Source organism: Nocardia salmonicida NBRC 13393 (genome assembly GCF_001613085.1).
Lineage (GTDB): Bacteria > Actinomycetota > Actinomycetes > Mycobacteriales > Mycobacteriaceae > Nocardia > Nocardia salmonicida.
On record NZ_BDBR01000003.1, the window covers coordinates 62,493 to 79,987 of the forward strand.

Annotated in this window: 17 protein-coding genes; 4 read left to right on the forward strand and 13 right to left on the reverse strand. The window is 67.4% G+C overall.

What is annotated here, in order from left to right; genetic code table 11:
- Window positions 1-8: 8 nt before the first annotated feature.
- A complete protein-coding gene (locus tag NS1_RS03715; RefSeq protein ID WP_062981634.1) occupies window positions 9-1,436 on the forward strand; it encodes an amino acid permease in 1,428 nt (475 codons plus the stop codon).
- A 30-nt stretch (window positions 1,437-1,466) separates the two neighbouring features.
- Window positions 1,467-2,090: a TetR/AcrR family transcriptional regulator gene (locus tag NS1_RS03720; protein ID WP_062981635.1), complete on the forward strand. Its 624-nt coding sequence runs from the start codon at window positions 1,467-1,469 to the stop codon at window positions 2,088-2,090.
- Here NS1_RS03720 and NS1_RS03725 read toward each other — a convergent pair.
- Window positions 2,073-4,136: an AMP-binding protein gene (locus NS1_RS03725; protein ID WP_062981637.1), complete on the reverse strand. Its 2,064-nt coding sequence runs from the start codon at window positions 4,134-4,136 to the stop codon at window positions 2,073-2,075. The genes NS1_RS03720 and NS1_RS03725 overlap by 18 nt on opposite strands.
- A gap of 317 nt (window positions 4,137-4,453) precedes the next feature.
- Between NS1_RS03725 and NS1_RS03730 the strand changes: the two genes are divergently transcribed.
- On the forward strand, window positions 4,454-7,051 hold the full coding sequence (locus NS1_RS03730; RefSeq protein WP_062981639.1) for an ATP-dependent Clp protease ATP-binding subunit: 2,598 nt from the start codon (window positions 4,454-4,456) through the stop codon (window positions 7,049-7,051).
- A gap of 57 nt (window positions 7,052-7,108) precedes the next feature.
- Here the strand turns inward: NS1_RS03730 and NS1_RS03735 are convergent, their stop codons facing one another.
- From NS1_RS03735 to NS1_RS03750, 4 genes are all read right to left on the reverse strand, one after another.
- On the reverse strand, window positions 7,109-7,501 hold the full coding sequence (locus tag NS1_RS03735) for a hypothetical protein (RefSeq protein WP_062981641.1): 393 nt from the start codon (window positions 7,499-7,501) through the stop codon (window positions 7,109-7,111).
- A gap of 125 nt (window positions 7,502-7,626) precedes the next feature.
- Window positions 7,627-8,469, reverse strand: a complete 843-nt coding sequence (locus tag NS1_RS03740) for a carbohydrate-binding protein (RefSeq protein ID WP_169812738.1) — start codon at window positions 8,467-8,469, stop codon at window positions 7,627-7,629.
- Between the two features lie 341 nt (window positions 8,470-8,810).
- On the reverse strand, window positions 8,811-9,608 hold the full coding sequence (locus tag NS1_RS03745) for an N-acetylmuramoyl-L-alanine amidase (RefSeq protein WP_255284407.1): 798 nt from the start codon (window positions 9,606-9,608) through the stop codon (window positions 8,811-8,813).
- A gap of 148 nt (window positions 9,609-9,756) precedes the next feature.
- Entirely contained in the window at window positions 9,757-10,794 is a 1,038-nt protein-coding gene (locus tag NS1_RS03750; RefSeq protein WP_062981645.1) for a cytochrome P450, read from the reverse strand.
- Between the two features lie 216 nt (window positions 10,795-11,010).
- Here NS1_RS03750 and NS1_RS03755 point away from each other — a divergent pair, with 216 nt between their 5' ends.
- Window positions 11,011-11,565 (forward strand): TetR/AcrR family transcriptional regulator, encoded by a 555-nt coding sequence (locus NS1_RS03755; RefSeq protein WP_062981647.1) that lies wholly within the window; start codon window positions 11,011-11,013, stop codon window positions 11,563-11,565.
- A gap of 19 nt (window positions 11,566-11,584) precedes the next feature.
- Here the strand turns inward: NS1_RS03755 and NS1_RS03760 are convergent, their stop codons facing one another.
- The 8 genes from NS1_RS03760 to NS1_RS03795 form a co-directional block, all read right to left on the reverse strand.
- Window positions 11,585-11,962: a DUF5313 family protein gene (locus tag NS1_RS03760; protein WP_062981649.1), complete on the reverse strand. Its 378-nt coding sequence runs from the start codon at window positions 11,960-11,962 to the stop codon at window positions 11,585-11,587.
- On the reverse strand, window positions 11,962-12,420 hold the full coding sequence (locus tag NS1_RS03765) for a MarR family winged helix-turn-helix transcriptional regulator (RefSeq protein WP_062981651.1): 459 nt from the start codon (window positions 12,418-12,420) through the stop codon (window positions 11,962-11,964). Before NS1_RS03765 ends, NS1_RS03760 begins: the two co-directional genes overlap by 1 nt.
- Before the next feature lie 96 nt (window positions 12,421-12,516).
- The gene (locus tag NS1_RS03770) at window positions 12,517-13,395 is read right to left on the reverse strand and encodes a siderophore-interacting protein (RefSeq protein WP_084503438.1); all 879 of its coding nucleotides are present in this window, start codon (window positions 13,393-13,395) and stop codon (window positions 12,517-12,519) included.
- Window positions 13,396-13,523: 128 nt separating this feature from the next.
- The gene (locus NS1_RS03775; protein ID WP_062981655.1) at window positions 13,524-14,729 is read right to left on the reverse strand and encodes a cytochrome P450 family protein; all 1,206 of its coding nucleotides are present in this window, start codon (window positions 14,727-14,729) and stop codon (window positions 13,524-13,526) included.
- A complete protein-coding gene (locus NS1_RS03780) occupies window positions 14,726-15,328 on the reverse strand; it encodes a GTP-binding protein (RefSeq protein ID WP_056817091.1) in 603 nt (200 codons plus the stop codon). Before NS1_RS03780 ends, NS1_RS03775 begins: the two co-directional genes overlap by 4 nt.
- A complete protein-coding gene (locus tag NS1_RS03785; RefSeq protein WP_056817094.1) occupies window positions 15,303-15,653 on the reverse strand; it encodes a DUF742 domain-containing protein in 351 nt (116 codons plus the stop codon). Before NS1_RS03785 ends, NS1_RS03780 begins: the two co-directional genes overlap by 26 nt.
- Complete coding sequence (locus NS1_RS03790) at window positions 15,650-16,063, reverse strand: roadblock/LC7 domain-containing protein (protein WP_056817097.1); 414 nt, start codon at window positions 16,061-16,063, stop codon at window positions 15,650-15,652. The genes NS1_RS03785 and NS1_RS03790 overlap by 4 nt, the downstream gene beginning before the upstream one ends.
- Window positions 16,041-17,420 (reverse strand): sensor histidine kinase, encoded by a 1,380-nt coding sequence (locus tag NS1_RS03795; RefSeq protein WP_062981657.1) that lies wholly within the window; start codon window positions 17,418-17,420, stop codon window positions 16,041-16,043. The genes NS1_RS03790 and NS1_RS03795 overlap by 23 nt, the downstream gene beginning before the upstream one ends.
- Between the last annotated feature and the right edge of the window lie 75 nt (window positions 17,421-17,495).

Here is a 17,495-nt window from a genome sequence, read left to right on the forward strand (position 1 = left end):
AAACGCGAATGTCTTTCGCAGAGCTGCGCACCCAGATGTTGCGTCGCAAACCACTGATAGAGGTCGACGACGAGATCCCCAGTGACGAGCGGCTCGCCAAATCACTCGGGCTCTGGCAGCTCACCGCGATCGGCGTCGGCGGCATCATCGGTGCGGGCATCTTCACCCTGGCGGGCTCGGTCGCGCACTCGGTCACCGGTCCTGCGGTGCTGATCTCGTTCCTGATCGCCGGTGTGGCCAGTGCCGCGGCAGCGCTGTGCTACGCCGAATTCGCCGGCATGGTCCCGAAAGCCGGGTCGGCCTACACCTACGGCTACGTCTCGCTCGGTGAGCTCGCCGGCTGGTTCATCGGCTGGGATCTGCTGCTCGAGTACATCGCGGTGGCGGCGGTGGTCGCGATCGGTGTGTCGGGGTACTTCGGGTTCCTGCTCGATCAGATCGGCCTGACCCTGCCGGAGTGGATGCTCGGCGCGCCCGGCACCGGCGACGGGCGGGTGATCGACCTGTTCGCGGTGCTGTTCTGTCTGGGCACCGCGTGGGTGCTCTCGCGCGGTATCGCCAGTGTCGGCCGGTTCGAGACGATCGCGGTCGGCATCAAGGTCGCCCTGGTCGCACTCATCGTGGCGCTCGGGGTGTCCCACATCGACAGCGCCAACTACGACCCGTACTTCCCGTTCGGCACCGGCGCGGTGTGGACGGGCGCGGCGACGGTGTTCTTCGCGGTATTCGGTTACGACGCGATGAGTACCGCGGCCGAGGAGTCCATCGACGGGCGCAAGCACCTGCCCAAGGCGATCATCTACTCCCTCGCCATCGCGATGGTGCTCTACGTGCTGGCCACGCTCGTGCTCACCGGCATGCAGAAGTACACCGAGATCAGCCCGACCAGTGGTTTCTCCACCGCGTTCGAATCGGTCGGGATGCCGGGCGTCGCCAATATCATCGCGGTCGGCGCGATCGTGGGCATCGTCACCGTCGTGCTCACCTTCATGCTCGGCGTCACCCGGGTGTGGTTCGCGATGAGCCGCGACGGGCTGCTGCCCATCTGGTTCGCCAAAACCCACCCCACCCGCAAGGTCCCGACCAGGGTCACCTGGATCGTCGGCTTCGGCGCCGCGATCCTGGCCGGCGTGCTGCCGATCAACACCGTCGCCGAGCTCACCAATATCGGCATCCTGATGGCCTTCATCGTGGTGTGCGTCTCGGTGATCGTGTTGCGGCGCACCAGGCCCGAGGCCCCGCGCTCGTTCCGGCTGCCGTTGATGCCGGTGATTCCGCTGGTCGGGATCGGTTTCTCGGCCTACCTGATCTGGTCGCTGCCGTGGGAGACCTGGGTGCGGTTCGCCGGTTGGCTCGTGGTCGGTCTGATCGTGTACTTCACCTATTCGCGCAAGCATTCGGTGATGAACCGGACCGCGCCGGAGCCGAGCAACTAGGTCCTCGGCCGACTGTGCTGTGATGGGTCGATGAGATCGGAGCGGGACGCCGCCGCGGCGGGTGCGAGACAGGCGCGCGCGCCGCGGCGGCGGGATCCGGCGAAAACGCGCGAAGCCATCATCGACGGGCTGCTCGCCGCTGTCACCGCGGGCGATTTCGCGCCGACCGCGCGCGCGATCGCCGCCAGGGCGGGTACCTCCGAACGCAGTGTGTTCGTGCACTTTCCCGATCGGGAAGCGTTGCTGGTGGCCGCGACCGAACGTCAGTCCGAGATGGTCGAGGCGTGCCTGGTGACCCCCGATCCGTCGCCCGCTCTGGCCGAGCGGATCACGAGCGCGGTCCAACAGAGCGCCGCGATCTTCGAGCTACAGCGGGTGCCCCGGCTGCCCGGTCTGCAGGAGTCCCGATCGATCGACGCGATCGACGCGCGGATGCGGCGCACCGACGAAACAATCCGCGCCGTACTGGCCGCGCTGTTCGCCCCCGAACTGATCCGACCAGACGGTGGGTTGGACGACGGGCTACTCGATCTGGTCGACGGGGCCCTCGGCTGGCCGATGCGCCACCATCTCCAGGACCGGCGCGGACTGACGGCCGAGCAGGCCTCGGCGACGATCGAGCGCGCGGTCGGGTCGCTACTCGCTCAGCGCTGACCCCGGCACGAGCACCCGTTTGAGGATCTTGCCGGTCTCACCACGCGGCAGTGCGGTCAAGAACGTGACGTCGCGCGGGACCGAGAATCGGCTGAGGCGGTTGCGGATATAGCTCCGCACCATGTCCGAATCCAGGCCTGCCCCTTCGCGTTTCACCACGAACGCGGCCAGCCGCTGGCCGAACTCCCGGTCAGGGACGCCGACGACGGCGACTTCGCTGATCTGCGGCAGATGGGCGAGTGCCTCCTCGACCGGGCGCGGGAAGACGTTCTCACCACCGGAGATGATCATCTCGTCGTCGCGGCCCGCGACGAACAACCGCCCCGCGGCGTCGAGATAGCCGAGGTCGCCGGTATCGAGCATGCCGTCGGCCTCCTCCGGCGGCGCGGAGTTGACATAGCCGTCGAAGAGCATGTGGTTGGCGACGAAGATGTGCCCGGTGGAGCCGACCGGCACCGGACGCAGATCGGGACCGAGCACCGCGACCCGGGTGCCCAGCGGCGGGCGGCCCGCGGTGGTGGGTGATACCCGCAGGTCGTCGGGGGTGGCGACGCTGGCCCACGACACCTCGGTGGAGCCGTACACGTTGTAGAGCACGTCGCCGTAGCTGTCGAGGAATCGCAGCACGGTGGCCCCGGCCAACGGCGCGCCACAGCTGACCACGAATCGCAGACTCGACAGATCCAAGCCCGCGCGCACCTCGTCGGATACCTCGAGCAGCCGTTCCACCATGGTCGGCACCACGATCAACGTGGTGATCCGATGTTCGGCCACCGCGCGCAGACACTCCATCGCGTCGAAACCGTCCGAGAGCACCACGGTGGCACGCAGTGCGGTGCTGAGCTGCAATCCGGCCAGACCCCAGGTGTGGAACAGGGGCGCGGGAATGAGCATCACCTCCTCCACGCGCAGCGGAATCCGGGAGAGCAGCGCGGCGATGGTGCCGAAACCCTTGGCGTGCGGGCGCCGCGCACCCTTCGGCGAACCGCTGGTACCGGAGGTGAGCACGATCAGCCTGCCGGGATGGGCGGGGACCGGGAAGTCGGTGTGCGCCTGGGCGATCAGGTCGTCGACCGTCGTGCGGTCCGGATGCGGCGGACAGTCGTCGGTGGTGTAGCGCGGTACCTCGCTGTGCAGGTAGCGGATCAGCGTTTCCAGCGCACCGTCGACGAAGACCGAGCTGAGCCGGTGCCGCTGCACGATCTCCTCGATCCGCCGCCCCGACAACCCCGCGTTGAGCAGCGCCACGTCGACGCCGAGTTTGCCTGCCGCGACCATGGTTTCGACCATGCCCGCGTGATTGCGGGCCAACAGGCCGATGGCGTCGCCCTTGCGCAGACCGATCGAGTACATCGCCGCGGCCAGCGCGGTGGATCTGGCGTCGACCTCGGCGAAGGTGCGGCGCCCGCCGCCGTCGATCAGCGCGACCCGATCCGGGGCGTAGGCCGTACCCGCCGCGTAGCCGCCTGCCAGGTTGAAGCCCCACTTCGACAGGGAGCGAAGCTGTCTCATGATCGACACCGGCTCGGGCCGCATCAGCCCGGTGGCCGCGATACTGCGAGCCACCCCGGCGTTTCGGCGCACCATCGAGCGTTCGGCATTGACCACCACCGAGGAACGGGTGCCCGCGATCGAGTCGGCGGTGCGGCGCAGCCCCGCCTTCACCCAGTCGGTGACCAGCGAATTGCCGCCCTGCTCGAGCAGGGGATGGATACGCGCCACCGCGAAGAGGGTGATGTCAAGACGCGTCCGCTCCTGGTCGCCGCGCAAACGAACCGCGGCGAAGCTGCCGAGCTCGGGGCTGCGCAGTTCGAAACTCTCGTACCAGCGGCCGATGACGAGGATGAACTCGTGCGTGCGGATACCCCCGCTCGCCGACCCGATCCGCACCTGCCAGTGGACCGCACCGTCGGGGCGTTCCACCGGTTCACAACTACCGATACCGGTGAACATGCGTGGGTAACTCTGGGGATCGAGTAGTACATCCCACAACGCTTGACGCGCGATCGTGAAATCCGCGCTGACATCGATGACGTCGGTGACCAAACTCCGTGCTCTACTTCCCGTCGGCCTGTTCGACCCAAGGTGGTCGGCGGGCAAAAATGGGCGCTGTGGTCGATACCACCTCGCGGGTCGCCACGCTACCCCGCAGCGGCGCCCCGTCATCAAGAATCGGACAAAACCGGTGGTTCGGGACCGTTTCGGCCGGATTTGGTCGGAGGGCCACACCTGCCGACATCGCCGATGTGAAACTGTCCAATCCCTTGCACACCCTTCGGGGATGCCGAAGTATTGCTGGCAGTACCGACCCGATCTGCAGGAGTCGCCGCGATCCGCGGCACGACGAGCGAAGAGGTGTGGACATGACAGCGAGCTGGCCCAGTTCTCGGGACCCTTTCGACGATATCTTCCAGCGATTCTTCGGTTCCGGAATGTCATCGAAACCACCGGTACAACGCATCGATCTCGGCAGACTCATGACCGACAACGCGAAGTTGCTGGTCGGTACGGCTCGCGAGGCGGCCCAGGATTGGGGCAACCCCGACATCACTCCCGAACACCTGCTGTACGCGGCCACCGAAGCGGAACCAGGGCGCAGCATCGTGGCCGAACTCAGCCTTGACCCCGACCAGGTCGCCGAGCAGATGCAGGACTATCTCGACACCGGCCGACCCAGCGAGGACGACCTCGCCGACATCACGCTCAGCCCCGCCACCAAGGTCGCCCTGCGCGCGGCCCAGCGGCAGGCGGCCCAGTCCGGCGCGAGCTACATCGGCCCCGAACACATCCTGCTCGGCATCGCCTCACTGCCCGACAGCGTCGCGGCGCAGGCCCTGGTCGCCGGGATCGCGGCCACCGAGAGCGGCGGCGTGCCCGCGCCGGGAACCCCGATGGCGACCGCGCCCTCGAAGCGTCAGCAGCCGGAATCGGACACACCAACCCTCGACGAATACGGTCGCGATCTCACCGCCGAAGCCCGCGAGGGCTTGATCGACCCGGTCGTCGGCCGCGCGGAGGAGATCGAGCAGACCATCGAGATCCTGTCGCGGCGGCGCAAGAACAATCCCGTGCTGATCGGTGATCCCGGCGTCGGCAAGACCGCGATCGTGGAGGGGCTGGCCCAGCGCATCGTCAACGGTGACGTGCCGGTCACCCTCGCCGACCGCCGCGTCATCGCCCTCGATGTCGGTTCGCTGGTGGCGGGCAGTAAGTACCGCGGCGAATTCGAGGAGCGCCTGACCAAGATCCTCGACGAGGTCCGCGCGCACAAAGACGAGCTGATCGTCTTCATCGACGAGCTGCACACCATCGTCGGCGCCGGTGGCGGCGGCGAGGGCTCGATGGACGCGGGCAATCTGCTCAAGCCCGCGTTGGCCCGCGGCGATCTGCACGTCGTCGGCGCGACCACCATCGACGAGTACCGCCGATACATCGAGAAGGACGCCGCCCTGGAACGCCGGTTCCAGCCGGTGATGGTCTCGGAGCCCTCGGTGGACGACACCATCGAGATCCTGCGCGGTCTCGCCGATGTGTACGAAGAGCACCATCAGGTGCGCTACTCCGACGAGTCGCTGGTCGCGGCCGCGCAGCTGTCGGATCGCTACATCACCGACCGGTTCATGCCCGACAAGGCGATCGACCTGATCGACCAGGCGGGCGCGCGGGTCCGGCTCCGGTCGGGCACCCCCGATCCGGCGGTGAAGGCCAGGGACGAGGCGATCGCGCGCCTGTACCGGGAGAAGGACGCCGCGGTCGACAACGAGGACTACGAGAAGGCCAAGGCGCTCAAAGCCGATATCGCCGCCGCCGAGGAGGAGCTGGACGAGTCCGGTGCGACCTCCTCGGAGCCGATCGTCGACGTCGTCGACATCGCCGAGGTGATCTCCAGGCGCACCGGCATTCCGGTGGCCGATCTGACCGCCGAGGAGAAGCAGCGCCTGCTCCAGCTCGAAGACGTCCTGCACAAGCGGGTGATCGGGCAGAACGAGGCGATCGTGGCGATCGCCGAAGCGGTCCGCAGGGCCAGGGCCGGGCTCAAGGATCCGAACCGGCCGATCGGGTCGTTCCTGTTCCTCGGGCCCACCGGTGTGGGCAAGACCGAGCTGGCGAAGGCCCTGGCGGAGGCGGTCTTCGGCGACGAGGACCGGCTGATCCGGTTCGACATGAGCGAGTTCCAGGAGAAGCACACGGTCTCGCGGCTCGTCGGTGCCCCGCCCGGATATGTCGGCTACGACGATGCCGCCCAGCTCACCGACAAGGTGCGCCGTCAGCCGTATTCGGTGATCCTGTTCGACGAGGTCGAGAAGGCGCACCCCGATGTGTTCAATGTGCTGCTGCAATTGCTCGATGACGGCCGCGTCACCGATTCCAAGGGCCGCACGGTCGATTTCAAGAACACGATCGTGATCATGACGTCCAATATCGGTTCGCACGTGATCCTCGAGGCACCTCCCGGCGACCTCGACTCGATCGTGCCGCAGCTCGAAGAGCTACTGCGCCAGCACTTCCGGCCCGAGTTCCTCAACCGCATCGACGAGCAGATCGTGTTCCACCGCCTCGACACCGAGCAGTTGGAACAGATCGTGGAACTGATCCTGGATCGCACCCGACGCATGCTCGCCGCCCAAAACATCGAACTCGAGATCAGCCAGTCCGCGGTGGACTGGCTGGGCAAGCGGGGCTTTCAGCCCGAGTTCGGTGCGCGCCCGTTGCGGCGCACCGTCCAGAGGGAGCTCGACAACCGGGTCTCGCGGTTGTTGCTCGACGGCGGGTTGGAGCCGGGTGGCACGGTGAAGGTCGATACCGCCGACGACGATCTGGTCGTCACCGCCGTGAACCCGGCAGGCACGCCGGAGACCAACGGTTCTGTGCCCGCGCCGAGCCCGAAGAAGGCGGCGAAGAAGCCCGCCAAGAAGGCCTCGGGTAAGAAGAGTGACGACAAGAAGCTCGCATCGAAGTAGCGGATGAACGACTGTGGCCCGGTTCGAGAGAACCGGGCCACGGTGTTGTCGGGTGGGTCAGCCGCCGCTGACCACACACGATTCCCCGAAGCGGAAGCCGCGGCCGACCGACACATTCGCGCCACTGGCGATGCCGTCCTGGACGGCGGTCAGCGCGTGGGCACCGGTGTAGGACGGCACCCAGTTGTACATGGCGACGCCGTCGGTCGGGGCGACCACGGCCAGCAGTACGCCGTTGTCGTAGAAGGCGACAGGAATGATGCCGACGCTGAGCCGGGCCAGCAACTGGTGGGTGCATCCGGTGCCGTAGTTGGTAGCCGAGCCGACGCTCAGGTTGGGTTTCACGGTCAACTGCGAAACACCCGCCGAGGCACTGGGAGCGCCGATCGTCGTGGCCAGCAACGCTGTCCCGATGGCGGCGACGGCGATGGCGAATTTCCTGTCACTCATATCTCACGTCCTTGTGCTGCGGGGCCGACCGAACGCGAGGCCGGCGAGTCGGTCTCATCCTCACCCCATCGCGGGACCGATGGTGGGAGAACACACGAACCGTTTCGCCGACCTCGTCGCGCCGACTACACCCGAGACCAGAGTGCGGGCGTATTCGGCGGCATCCAGTTCGGGTCGTGCACCGTGTGCGCCTGCCTGCAGCTATAGGTGGCGCCCTGGTAGTTGACCTTGTCGCCGATGGCATAGGTGGCGCCCTGACGCCACGACGATCCGGCGGGGGCAGTCGTGGTTGTCGGGTGCTCGTGCCCGGGGGTGGTCGTCGCCGGCGGTTTCGTGGTCGTGGCAGGCGGTTTCATGGTCGTCGCCGGTGGCGTGCCGCCACCGCCACCCACCTCGAGATCGACGCAACTGTAGAAGGCCGCTGCGGTATCACCGATATTCCATACCGCACGCAATTTCTGACGCCCGGAATATTTCGACAAATCGACGGTGTGAGCTACTTCCATAGCGGGCTGTTCGTTTCGACCGTCGAACACGGCAACCCTGGTGTTTCCGATGAAGTATTCCCAATTCAGCGTGCGATGGTTCGCGGTATTCTTCCACGTGAAACTCGCAATGCTGGAGACTTTCTGCGGAACCCACCCGAGGCTGTCGTCGTCGAGCTCGGGATATTTGTTCGCACTGCAGTTGGTGAGCCCCTTCGAGCCCTCCACGCTCTGCGGTTCGTATTTCAACGCGCCGCAGGGCACGAGGCCACGGCGCATTGTTCCTGTCTGCTCGCCGGTCCGGTGATCCAGCCGTGCGCGGTGGCACTTCCAGCGGGAACCAGCGCTGTGACAATGGGCGCCAATGCCATTGCTCCGGCAAAGAACAGAATTCGACTTCTCACTATCAATACTCCTTGGAAACGCACGCGGAGGACGGCAGGGGCCGGCTTTCCGTCCGGGAAACATTTCGAGCGATGACACTGAACACTTCGATATCGAACTGTGACACCGAACATTAGGGTGACGAAGATCAACCGTCAACCGTTCCAGTAGCGAAAAATACTGCTACCGGCCGGTATTCACGGGCCATTTCTCGGCCATGCGAATTCAGCGAACAACTCCGTTTCGAACCAACCGGTACCTATTGATGGCAACCGATTGGTTAACCTCGCAGCTATCCAGGGTGTACAGATTTGCCAGGAGTTGTCGATAGGTAGCCATGTTGACAACAAGCCGCCTTACCGTTCGGGCGCGGGCACCCGACGCGGGGGCCTGGCGAACTTTGCGCGACTCCTCCAAAATCAGTGGGAGGCCGTCTGGAATCAGCCGAGGAACGCGAGAATTCCGGCGGTGATGAGCTCGGCGTAGCGGGCTCGCCCCTCGGGGGTCTCGATGAGCTCGGCATCGGTGGCCGAGCGCATGTTCCCGCACTCGACCAGGGCGCTCGGCCGCTCGGCCAGGTTGAGCCCGGCCAGATCAGCCCGCGGATCCAGCCCCGCCGACCCCACATAGGTCGACGGCACCGCACCACCGGCGACCATGGCATCGCGCAGCGCAGTCGCCAGTCGCGTTCCCGCCTCGGCCTGCACCGGGTTCAGCGGGGGTTCGGCATAGGCGATGTGGAATCCGTGCGCGGCCGCGCCGGTATTGCCGTCGGCATGGATCGAGACCACCGCGTCGGCGCCCGACTGATTGGCGATGGCGGCCCGTTGGTCGACGCACGGTCCGACACCGGTGTCGTCGGGGCGCGTGAGGATCACCCGCACACCTCGCGCGGCGAGGGCGTCGCGCACTCGCAGGGTGACGTCCCAGGTGAACTCGTGCTCGGGGTAGCCACTCGCGGCCGCGGTGCCGGTGGTGTTGCAGGGTTTCGTTCCGCCGCGCCCGTCGGGCACCGGTGCGTTGATCTGCGCGAGATGGTCGGCATTGCCACCGTTGTGACCGGGATCGAGGACAACGGTGCGGTTCGCGGCGGGGGAAGTCGGCGGCACGACACTCTCCGAGGAAACGGCCGTCGCGGTCGACGTCGGCGGGTTCGCGTCCGTGGTGGTGGACGCGCATCCGGCGAACAGAGCTGTCGTCGCGAGCAGGCAGGCGGGCAGGAACAAGCGGGGGCGCACCCCGCCACCGTGCCATACCCGGCGACGAGGCGACTTCGTCCGCGTCGTGTCAGGTTCGCAGCCCGAGGCCGACCGCCTGTCCGGCGCGGCATCGCTGCCTGAGAGATGGCTCGCGGCCGACACCGTGATAACCAGCTCCGAACCGTGCTCAGCCGTGGGTGATGCGCAGGGGAAGAGTCGAGTGGCGCCGGACGAACAGGCTGGGCAGCCACCGGGGCGGCTCCGCATCGATCAGGCTGAATCGCTCGGTGCGGTCGAGGAGCAGGGTGAGCGCGGCGGTTGCTTCCAGTCGGGCGAGCGTGGACCCGATGCAGAAGTGGGCGCCCGCACCGAATGCCGCGTGGGCACGTGCGCGCGGACGGTCCAGGTCGACGACGTCCGGATTCGGATAGGCGGCGGGATCACGGTTGGCGGCTCCCCACAGCAACAGCAGGTGACTCCCGGCGGGCAGGTCGACGCCGGCGAGCTGCGTGTCGGTGACGACGTGGCGATGGTGTCCGCGGAAGGGTGACTCCAGGCGCAGCGCCTCGTCGAGAAACGCGGGGACGAGCTCGGGGCGTTCACGCAGACAGGTCTGCAGGTCGAGGTCGGTGGCGAGCAGTCGCGCCGCCGAGGTGATCAGCGCCGGCATCCGGCCGTCGGCGACGACACCGCCCAGCATCTCGGTGGAGTCGTAGGCCAGCGAGAGCAGTGTCGGCACATCGGCGCCCGGCAGTCCGAGGAGTTCGGCGATCAGCGCCAGCGGCAATCGATCGGCGACCCCGGTGGCCCAGTCGATCCGGTCGCCGTCGAGCTCCTCCGTCCACAGCTGTTCGGTCAGCGCGGTGACGACCGGGGTCAGCGTGCGGACCCGTTTGGCCAGGACCGGTCCGACGACGGCGCGGTGCGCGGCGTGGACATCGCCGTCGGCAGTGGCGAGCACGTGGACACCCTGCCCGGTCGCGTCGAGATCGAAGGTCATCGGCGCCGCACCCGGCTGGGCGACGAGCACGCCGGTCAGATGCGAGGAGAACTCCGCCGGGCGCCGGGTCGCCTCGGTGACCGCGGCCCACGAGGCGACGAGAAAGAAGTCGGTGCCGGGTACCCGATAGACGGGGGCTTCCTCGCACAGGGTGCGATACATCGGGTACGGGTCGTCGAGCACCGCCGCGTCGAACAGGTCGATCGCTTCGAGGTCTGTGGTCATGGCCGCCGCCTTTCCTGGTCAGGCTGTCGGCGCTCACGGTGCATCACGGAGAAGCACGCGGTCAATGTCTGTCTCAGTATGAGACGGTGTCGCGATATCGTCGTCGCCGAGAACGCCCATGTACTTCTTCGAAAAGACCCACTGCCTTGCCTGATTCGGATAGACAGATGTGGCGGAACGTCTCACTCTGAGACAGAGCCGTGGGAGGATTCGCCGATGACCGACCATGTGGACTGGTTGACCGGCGGTGACCGACGCACCATCGCGGTCGACCGCATCGAACGCGCCGCCCTCACGCTGTTCCTCGAACACGGCATCGACAACGTCACCGCGGAGGACATCGCCGCGGCCGCCGGCTGCTCGCGCGCGACGCTGTATCGCTACGTCGGCGGCAAACCACACCTGGTGCGCGCGGTGATGGTCAGGGCCGCCGGGTCCGTGGTCGCGCGGGTCGAGTCGGTCGTCGACTCGGTCCCACCCGCCCGACGGCCTGTCGAAGCCATCCTGGCCGCCGTCGCCGCGATCCGCGCCGACCCGGTGCTGCGCCAGTGGCTGACCCGGCACCGCTCCCCCGGCACCGACGAATTCCTCGCCGGCGCACCGGAACTCGGTCACATCGCGACCGCTCTGACCCGGATCGCCCCTGACGACGAGGCCGCGGGCTGGGTCGTGCGCGTCGTTCTGTCACTGCTCACCTGGCCACTGCCGGACGCCACGGCGGAACGTCACCTGGTCGAACGATTCGTCGGGCCCACCCTGCGCGCGCGCTGACCCCCGGCGGGAACGCCGCTCAGCCGCGGTGGTGGCGACTCTCGTAGGCCACGCGCTCGACCTCGGCCCGACGGCGTTCGGACTCGTTCGCCAACTCGGGATCGAAGCCATGGCTGACCAGGCGGTGTCGCCGGTACACATAGACCAACGCCACGGTGAAGTAGACCAGCGGCAGGTACAGCAGCGCCATCATCGACAGCCCGATCCACAGCGGGCCGGGTACCAGCAAGAACAGGCACAGCACCGGAAGCACGGGCAGCAGGAAACGCATCAGGTATCGGCGGGTGGCGCCGGGGCCGGTGAGGTCGGCCAGCACCCAGTCCGCCATCGACGGCGGCAGAGTGCCGCCGGTGATGTAGCGAACGCGCTGCCAGAGATTCGGGGTCGAGTTGCTCATCAGTACTCCCTCACGTCGGAGGCGCGTCGCGCGGCGGCGTTCACCCGGCCGAGGACATCGCGTAATTCTTCCAGATCCGCCAGGCTCACGCCGAGGCGTGCCACGACGGCGGGCGGGATCTGCTCGGCCTGTTCGCGCAGGTCACGGCCTGCTTCGGTGAGGTCGATGTGCAGCGTGCGCTCGTCAAGCGGATCGCGGCGGCGGGTGATGAGACCGGCGGATTCGAGCCGCTTGAGCAGCGGTGACAACGTCGCGGAGTCGAGCTGGATCGCCTCGGCCACGGCCTTCACCGACATCGGCGCCTCACCCCACAGCGCGAGCATCACCAGATACTGCGGATGTGTCAGGCCGAGCGGTTCGAGCAGCGGCCGGTAGACCGCCAGCACCGAACGATTGGCCACCGCCAGGGCGAAGCACACCTGTCGGTCGAGCCGCAACGGATCCTCGAGCTCTTGCATCGGCCACCACCTTCCTTAGCCCACACACTATTACGCCACTAATAGTTAGTGCAATAACTATTAGTGGCGTCACACAAGACGGAGGGACCGTGCGCGTCAGTCCTCGTCGACGACCAGCGGCTCCCCGGCGGCGGCGCGACACACTTTCTCGCGGCCGTTGTCCTCCTCGGTACGCCCCTGACGCCAGTATCCCGTGAAGGTGATCGCACGCTTGTCGACGCCGCGGTCGCGGACGAGATCGCGCCGGGTGAGCTTCACCAACTCGGCCTCACCGGAGATCCACGCGTAGGGCGCGCCCGCGGGGAACTCGGCGGCGCGGACCGCGTCGACCACCGCGTCGCCGTGCGGACGATCGCCGCGATGCACCCACGCGATCCGCACGTCGCCGCGGGTCTCGAAGCCCTGCTCGTCGGCCGGGCCGTCGACCTCGATGAACGCTCGCACCGACGCACCCACGTCGAGGCGTTCGATGATCGCGCCGATCGCCGGAACGGCGGTCTCGTCACCGACGAGCAGCTGCCACTCGGGATCGACCGGCGGGGCGTAGAGCGCGTGCGGCGGGCAGAGCAGGCCGATCTCGTCGCCCGGCGCCGCGGTCGACGCCCAGTCCGAGGCGGGGCCCACATGCTCGGCGTGCAGCGCGAAGTCGATGTCGAGCTCGCCGAGTTCGGGTCGCTGCGCGCGGACGGTGTAGGTCCGCATCGGCGGGCGGATCTCGTCGGGCATCGCGAGATAGCGCTGGTACCAGCTCATTACACTGCCCGAGTCTTCCAGGGGCGGCGGTACCACGGGACGCGGCCGACCCGGGAGCGGGAAGAAGAGCTTCGCGTACTGGTCGGGCCCGACGTCGGCGAGGGCGGCCGGGTCCTCGCAGACGAGGGTGACCCGCACCATGCGCGGTGTCAGCCGTACCGCGCGTCGAACCGTCGCCGACGCGTAGACCATGGCGGGTCGATTCACAGTCTCAGTTGCCATTAGGCAAGGCTAACCTATTGCCGCGTCGGACCACCTGCCTCGCCGACAGCGAGGGCTGCTCGATCACCGCAGGCAGCGCCGACGTCCCGTGCCGCGCGCCCTGCGCCAGATCTGCGTGGGGTCTGATCTCAGGGCATCGGCAGCGGCGGTGTCTGCGGGAATCGCACCGGCAACGCCGCGAGCGACCGATGGAACGGGCCGGGCCGCCATACCAGCTCCTCGACGGGCACAGCCAGGGCCAGTTCCGGGAGGGCATCGAGCAATTGGTCGATCGCGTCCTGCACGATCAGGTACGCCACCGGCTTGGCCGGGCAGCCGTGCGGACCCGCGCTCCAGGCCAGGTGCGCACGGTTGTCGACGACATCGCGCCCGGCGATGGCCGGATCGTTGTTGCACGCCGACATGCTGATGACGACCGGTTCGTGCGCGGGCAGCCAGGTGTCCTCGACCAGGATCGGCTGACGCGGGTAGGTCATACAGAAGTTGGCCAGTGGCGGGTCGGTGAACAGCACCTCGTCGAGCGCGTCGCGCGTGGACAGGCTGCCGCCGAGCACATTTCCCGCGAACCGGTCGTCGGTGAGCATCAGCCGCAAGGTGTTGACCACCAGGTTCAGCATCGGCTCGATCCCCGCGCCGTAGAGCACCAGCAGTTGGTGCACCATTTCCTCGTCGGTCAGCGCCGCCTGGTGATGGAGCAGCCGGGTGGCGACATCGTCACCGGGTTCGCGCTGACGCAGCCCCACCAGATCCGCCAGCGCGGAGGCGAGCAGGTTGTTGCCCGCCTCGGCGTCGTCGCCTTCGAAGATCTGCGCCATTCCGGTGGCGACCTGCTGCCCGATCTCGGGGGTGCATCCGAGCATCGAGTTCAGCGCCTGGAACACCAGCGGAAACGCGTACTGACTCAACAGGTCTGCGGATCCGGTCGCGCAGAAGCTGTTGATCAGCGGGATGGCGAACTGTTCGACGGTGCTGTGCATCGCGTACAGATCCACCCCGGCGAGCCCGGCGACATTGGCCTGCCGATACCGGGTGTGCTCGGCGCCGGTGGTGCGCAACGCGGCCGGACGGAATTGCAGCATCGGCAGTACCGGGCAGTCCAGCGGGATATCGCGTTCCCACATCCGTGGGTCGGCCGGAAAGTGTTCCGGATCGTTGAGGATGCGCACGGCGGTGTGGTAGCCGACCACCAGCGTGGCCCGGATGCCCGGCGACAGCTCCACCGGCACCACGGAGCCGAACCGGCTCCGCATCTGCTGGTAGGCCGCCTGCGGATCCGCCGCGAATTCGGGTGCCCACATCGCCACCCGCTCGCCGGCGGCGATATCGACCGTCATGACGCTGTTGCTTCCTGTCTGCGAAAGAGATATTCCGCCAAGGTGATCAGTGCGCGCAGCCCCTGATCACGGCGACGTGCGTCGAGTGCGATCACCGGAGTATCCGGTGCGAGGTCGAGTGCCTCGCGCACTTCTTCGAGGGGATAGCGGCGGAATCCTTCGAATTCGTTCACCGCCACCGCGTACGGGACACCACGCTGTTCCAGCGCCGAGAGCACGTCGTCGGCCTTCTCGATGCGCCGGGTGTCGACGAGCACCAGCGCGCCGAGGGCGCCGCGAGCCAGTTCCTCCCACAGCGGGGCGAACCGTTCCTGGCCCGGTGTACCGAACAGATACAGCGCCAGTTGGGAATTCAGGGTGATGCGGCCGAAATCCAGGGCGACAGTGGTGGAAACCTTGCTTCCCAACCCCGCCATGTCGTCGACACCGATGCTGGCCTCGGTGATCGTCTCTTCCGTCCGCAGTGGCCTGATCTCGGACACTCCGCACACGAAGGTGGTTTTGCCGACACCGAAATTACCTGCGACCAGGATCTTCACCGACCGTGTCACGGTTTCCGCGACGTAGTCGACCTCATCCCGCAATGGCGCGGAGGCCATGCAACACCTCCTTGATCAATGCGAGTTCCGGCTTCACCTGTGCCGGGGTGGGGCAGTGCAGGTGACCGCTGTCGAGCAGATCGGAGACGATGATCTTCACGACGGAGGCGGGCAGGTCCAGATAGGCCGACAGTTCGGCGATCGACAGTGCGCCGCGGCGGCTGGTGAGTGCCAGCAGGCGACGCTCGTCGGGACGGTGATCGGGACGCGCGTCCTCGACGGCACGGACCAGCGTCACCAGATCCAGGTCATGGGCGGCGCGCACCCGTCCGCCGGTGCGCACATAGGACCGCACCAGGTCGGGATCTCGCCTGCCGCGGCTCAATTCCTCCCGCCTAGGCGGGGCGCGCTTCCGATCTCGTGACCGACGCGCGAAGCCAGTTCGTTCATCCGATGGGCCACCAGCGCCACGTCGACATCGGCGGTGGTGGCAACACCGAGCAGGGCGCCCGCGCCCGCGGCAGTGATCATGATCATGCCCTCGTCGTACTCGGTCATGTTCTGGCGCACCGTATTCGTAGGGCCGCCGCAGAATTCGCCGAGCGCCTTGCCGAGCGAGCGCAGGCCGGAGGCGGCCGCGGCGAACCGTTCGGCGTCGTCTTTGCTCACGCCACGGGAATGGGCGATGCGCAGTCCGTCTTCGGACAGCAGTACCGCGAAGCGGACCCCGGGGATCTCGAGATCCTCGAGCAGCCACGCCAATCGGTTGGTGCTATCGGCTACCGGTGTGCTCATCGGCTGTTCCTTCCGTGGTTCGCTCGGCCGCAGCGGCACGACCGCTGCGGGATCCGCTGCGCCAGGCAGCGGCGAGGTCGGGGCGCGCCTGCCCCGACTCCGTGATTACCCCCGCCGAATCCGGGGCAACCGGTCTGCGGCGACGCTTGGGCAGCCCGCCGCTGGTGATCTCGTGGACATCGGCGCCGGGCGATTCGACCTCGGCGACCGGCACCGGAATGTGGGCGGGCGCGGCGAGTTCGGGCTCGGGCAGCCGCGGCGCGTCCCCACTCACGAGCAGCGCCGACGGTACGTACACCATGGCACGCATACCACCGAAGATGTTGGGCCCGTCGACGTGCACGGAGAATCCGTAGCGCCGGGCCAAGGCCGCGATACCGGGGAAGCCGACCTTCGGCGCGGGACCGAGATCGTGGATGTCGACCGGACGTTCGCCGCTGAGCACCAGGCGCGCGTCCTCGAGCTGCTCGGGGCTCATGCGCATGCCCGCGTCGTCGATGATGACGGTGACGCCGTGATGGCCCTCCTGGAAACCGATCTCGACGAACGACGACGGCGGCGAGTAGCGCAGCGCGTTGTCGAGCAGCGTCGCCATCGTGTGCACGAGCGGTTCGACCGCGCGGCTGATCACGATCCGATCGGACTGTGCCGCCCGCACGCGCAGGAATTCCCTGACCCGCCCGGTGGCGCCACCCGCCACATCGGTGAGCGACTGTTGTGGCCACCGACGTCCGGGCAGTCCACCGGAGACGATCACGTAGGACTGCGCCTGCCGGATCATCTGCTGCACGGTGTGGTCGATGCGGGTGAGCGTCTCGTAGATCGCGTCGTCACGGTGTTCACGCAGCGCGGCACTGACGACCTGGCCGAGGTCGGTGCCCAGACTCACCACCGAGGTGCCGAAGGATCGGACCGCGGCGCTCGTGGCTGCCCGCGAGGACGCCGAGAGATCACCGCGGGTCTGCTCCTGCGCGGCCTGTATCTCGCTCAGGCGACGTTGCTCGCCGTAGCGTTCGACCATCGCCCTTGTTTCCTCGGCGACCACGCGCAGATCCTCGGCATGACCCGTGGCGATCCACTGCAGCGCCTGGCCGAACTGTGAACCACCCAGTTCCACCGGCAGATCCACAGCAACCGACGGGATCTCGTGTCGACGCACGGCGGCGGTGATCGCGGGCAATGTCACCTGCGCCAGCTGCATCAAGGCGTTCTCGCACGCGAGGCGTTCGCGGATGGCGGCGTCGGCTCGCTGCCGCTGGCGACGCTCGTTTCGCATGGCAAACACACTGACCGCGATCGCGAGCAGTAACAGCGGCGCACCGATGACGAGCAACAGCACCGCGATTCCTGAGTTCATCAGATCTTTCGTCGTCCTCGACCACACGCGCTGTTGCCGGTGGCCCTCGCCGGCCGGCCCGCCGAGGCATTCGCT

Coding starts and splice junctions, on each gene's coding strand:
- NS1_RS03765 (WP_062981651.1), bottom strand. CDS start 12,420: ATGCAAGAGCTCGAGGATCCGTTGCGGCTCGACCGACAGGTGTGCTTC.
- NS1_RS03760 (WP_062981649.1), bottom strand. CDS start 11,962: ATGAGCAACTCGACCCCGAATCTCTGGCAGCGCGTTCGCTACATCACC.
- NS1_RS03730 (WP_062981639.1), top strand. CDS start 4,454: ATGACAGCGAGCTGGCCCAGTTCTCGGGACCCTTTCGACGATATCTTC.
- NS1_RS03780 (WP_056817091.1), bottom strand. CDS start 15,328: ATGGCCTCCGCGCCATTGCGGGATGAGGTCGACTACGTCGCGGAAACC.
- NS1_RS03795 (WP_062981657.1), bottom strand. CDS start 17,420: ATGAACTCAGGAATCGCGGTGCTGTTGCTCGTCATCGGTGCGCCGCTG.
- NS1_RS03735 (WP_062981641.1), bottom strand. CDS start 7,501: ATGAGTGACAGGAAATTCGCCATCGCCGTCGCCGCCATCGGGACAGCG.
- NS1_RS03750 (WP_062981645.1), bottom strand. CDS start 10,794: ATGACCACAGACCTCGAAGCGATCGACCTGTTCGACGCGGCGGTGCTC.
- NS1_RS03775 (WP_062981655.1), bottom strand. CDS start 14,729: ATGACGGTCGATATCGCCGCCGGCGAGCGGGTGGCGATGTGGGCACCC.
- NS1_RS03755 (WP_062981647.1), top strand. CDS start 11,011: ATGACCGACCATGTGGACTGGTTGACCGGCGGTGACCGACGCACCATC.
- NS1_RS03715 (WP_062981634.1), top strand. CDS start 9: ATGTCTTTCGCAGAGCTGCGCACCCAGATGTTGCGTCGCAAACCACTG.
- NS1_RS03790 (WP_056817097.1), bottom strand. CDS start 16,063: ATGAGCACACCGGTAGCCGATAGCACCAACCGATTGGCGTGGCTGCTC.
- NS1_RS03720 (WP_062981635.1), top strand. CDS start 1,467: ATGAGATCGGAGCGGGACGCCGCCGCGGCGGGTGCGAGACAGGCGCGC.
- NS1_RS03770 (WP_084503438.1), bottom strand. CDS start 13,395: ATGGCAACTGAGACTGTGAATCGACCCGCCATGGTCTACGCGTCGGCG.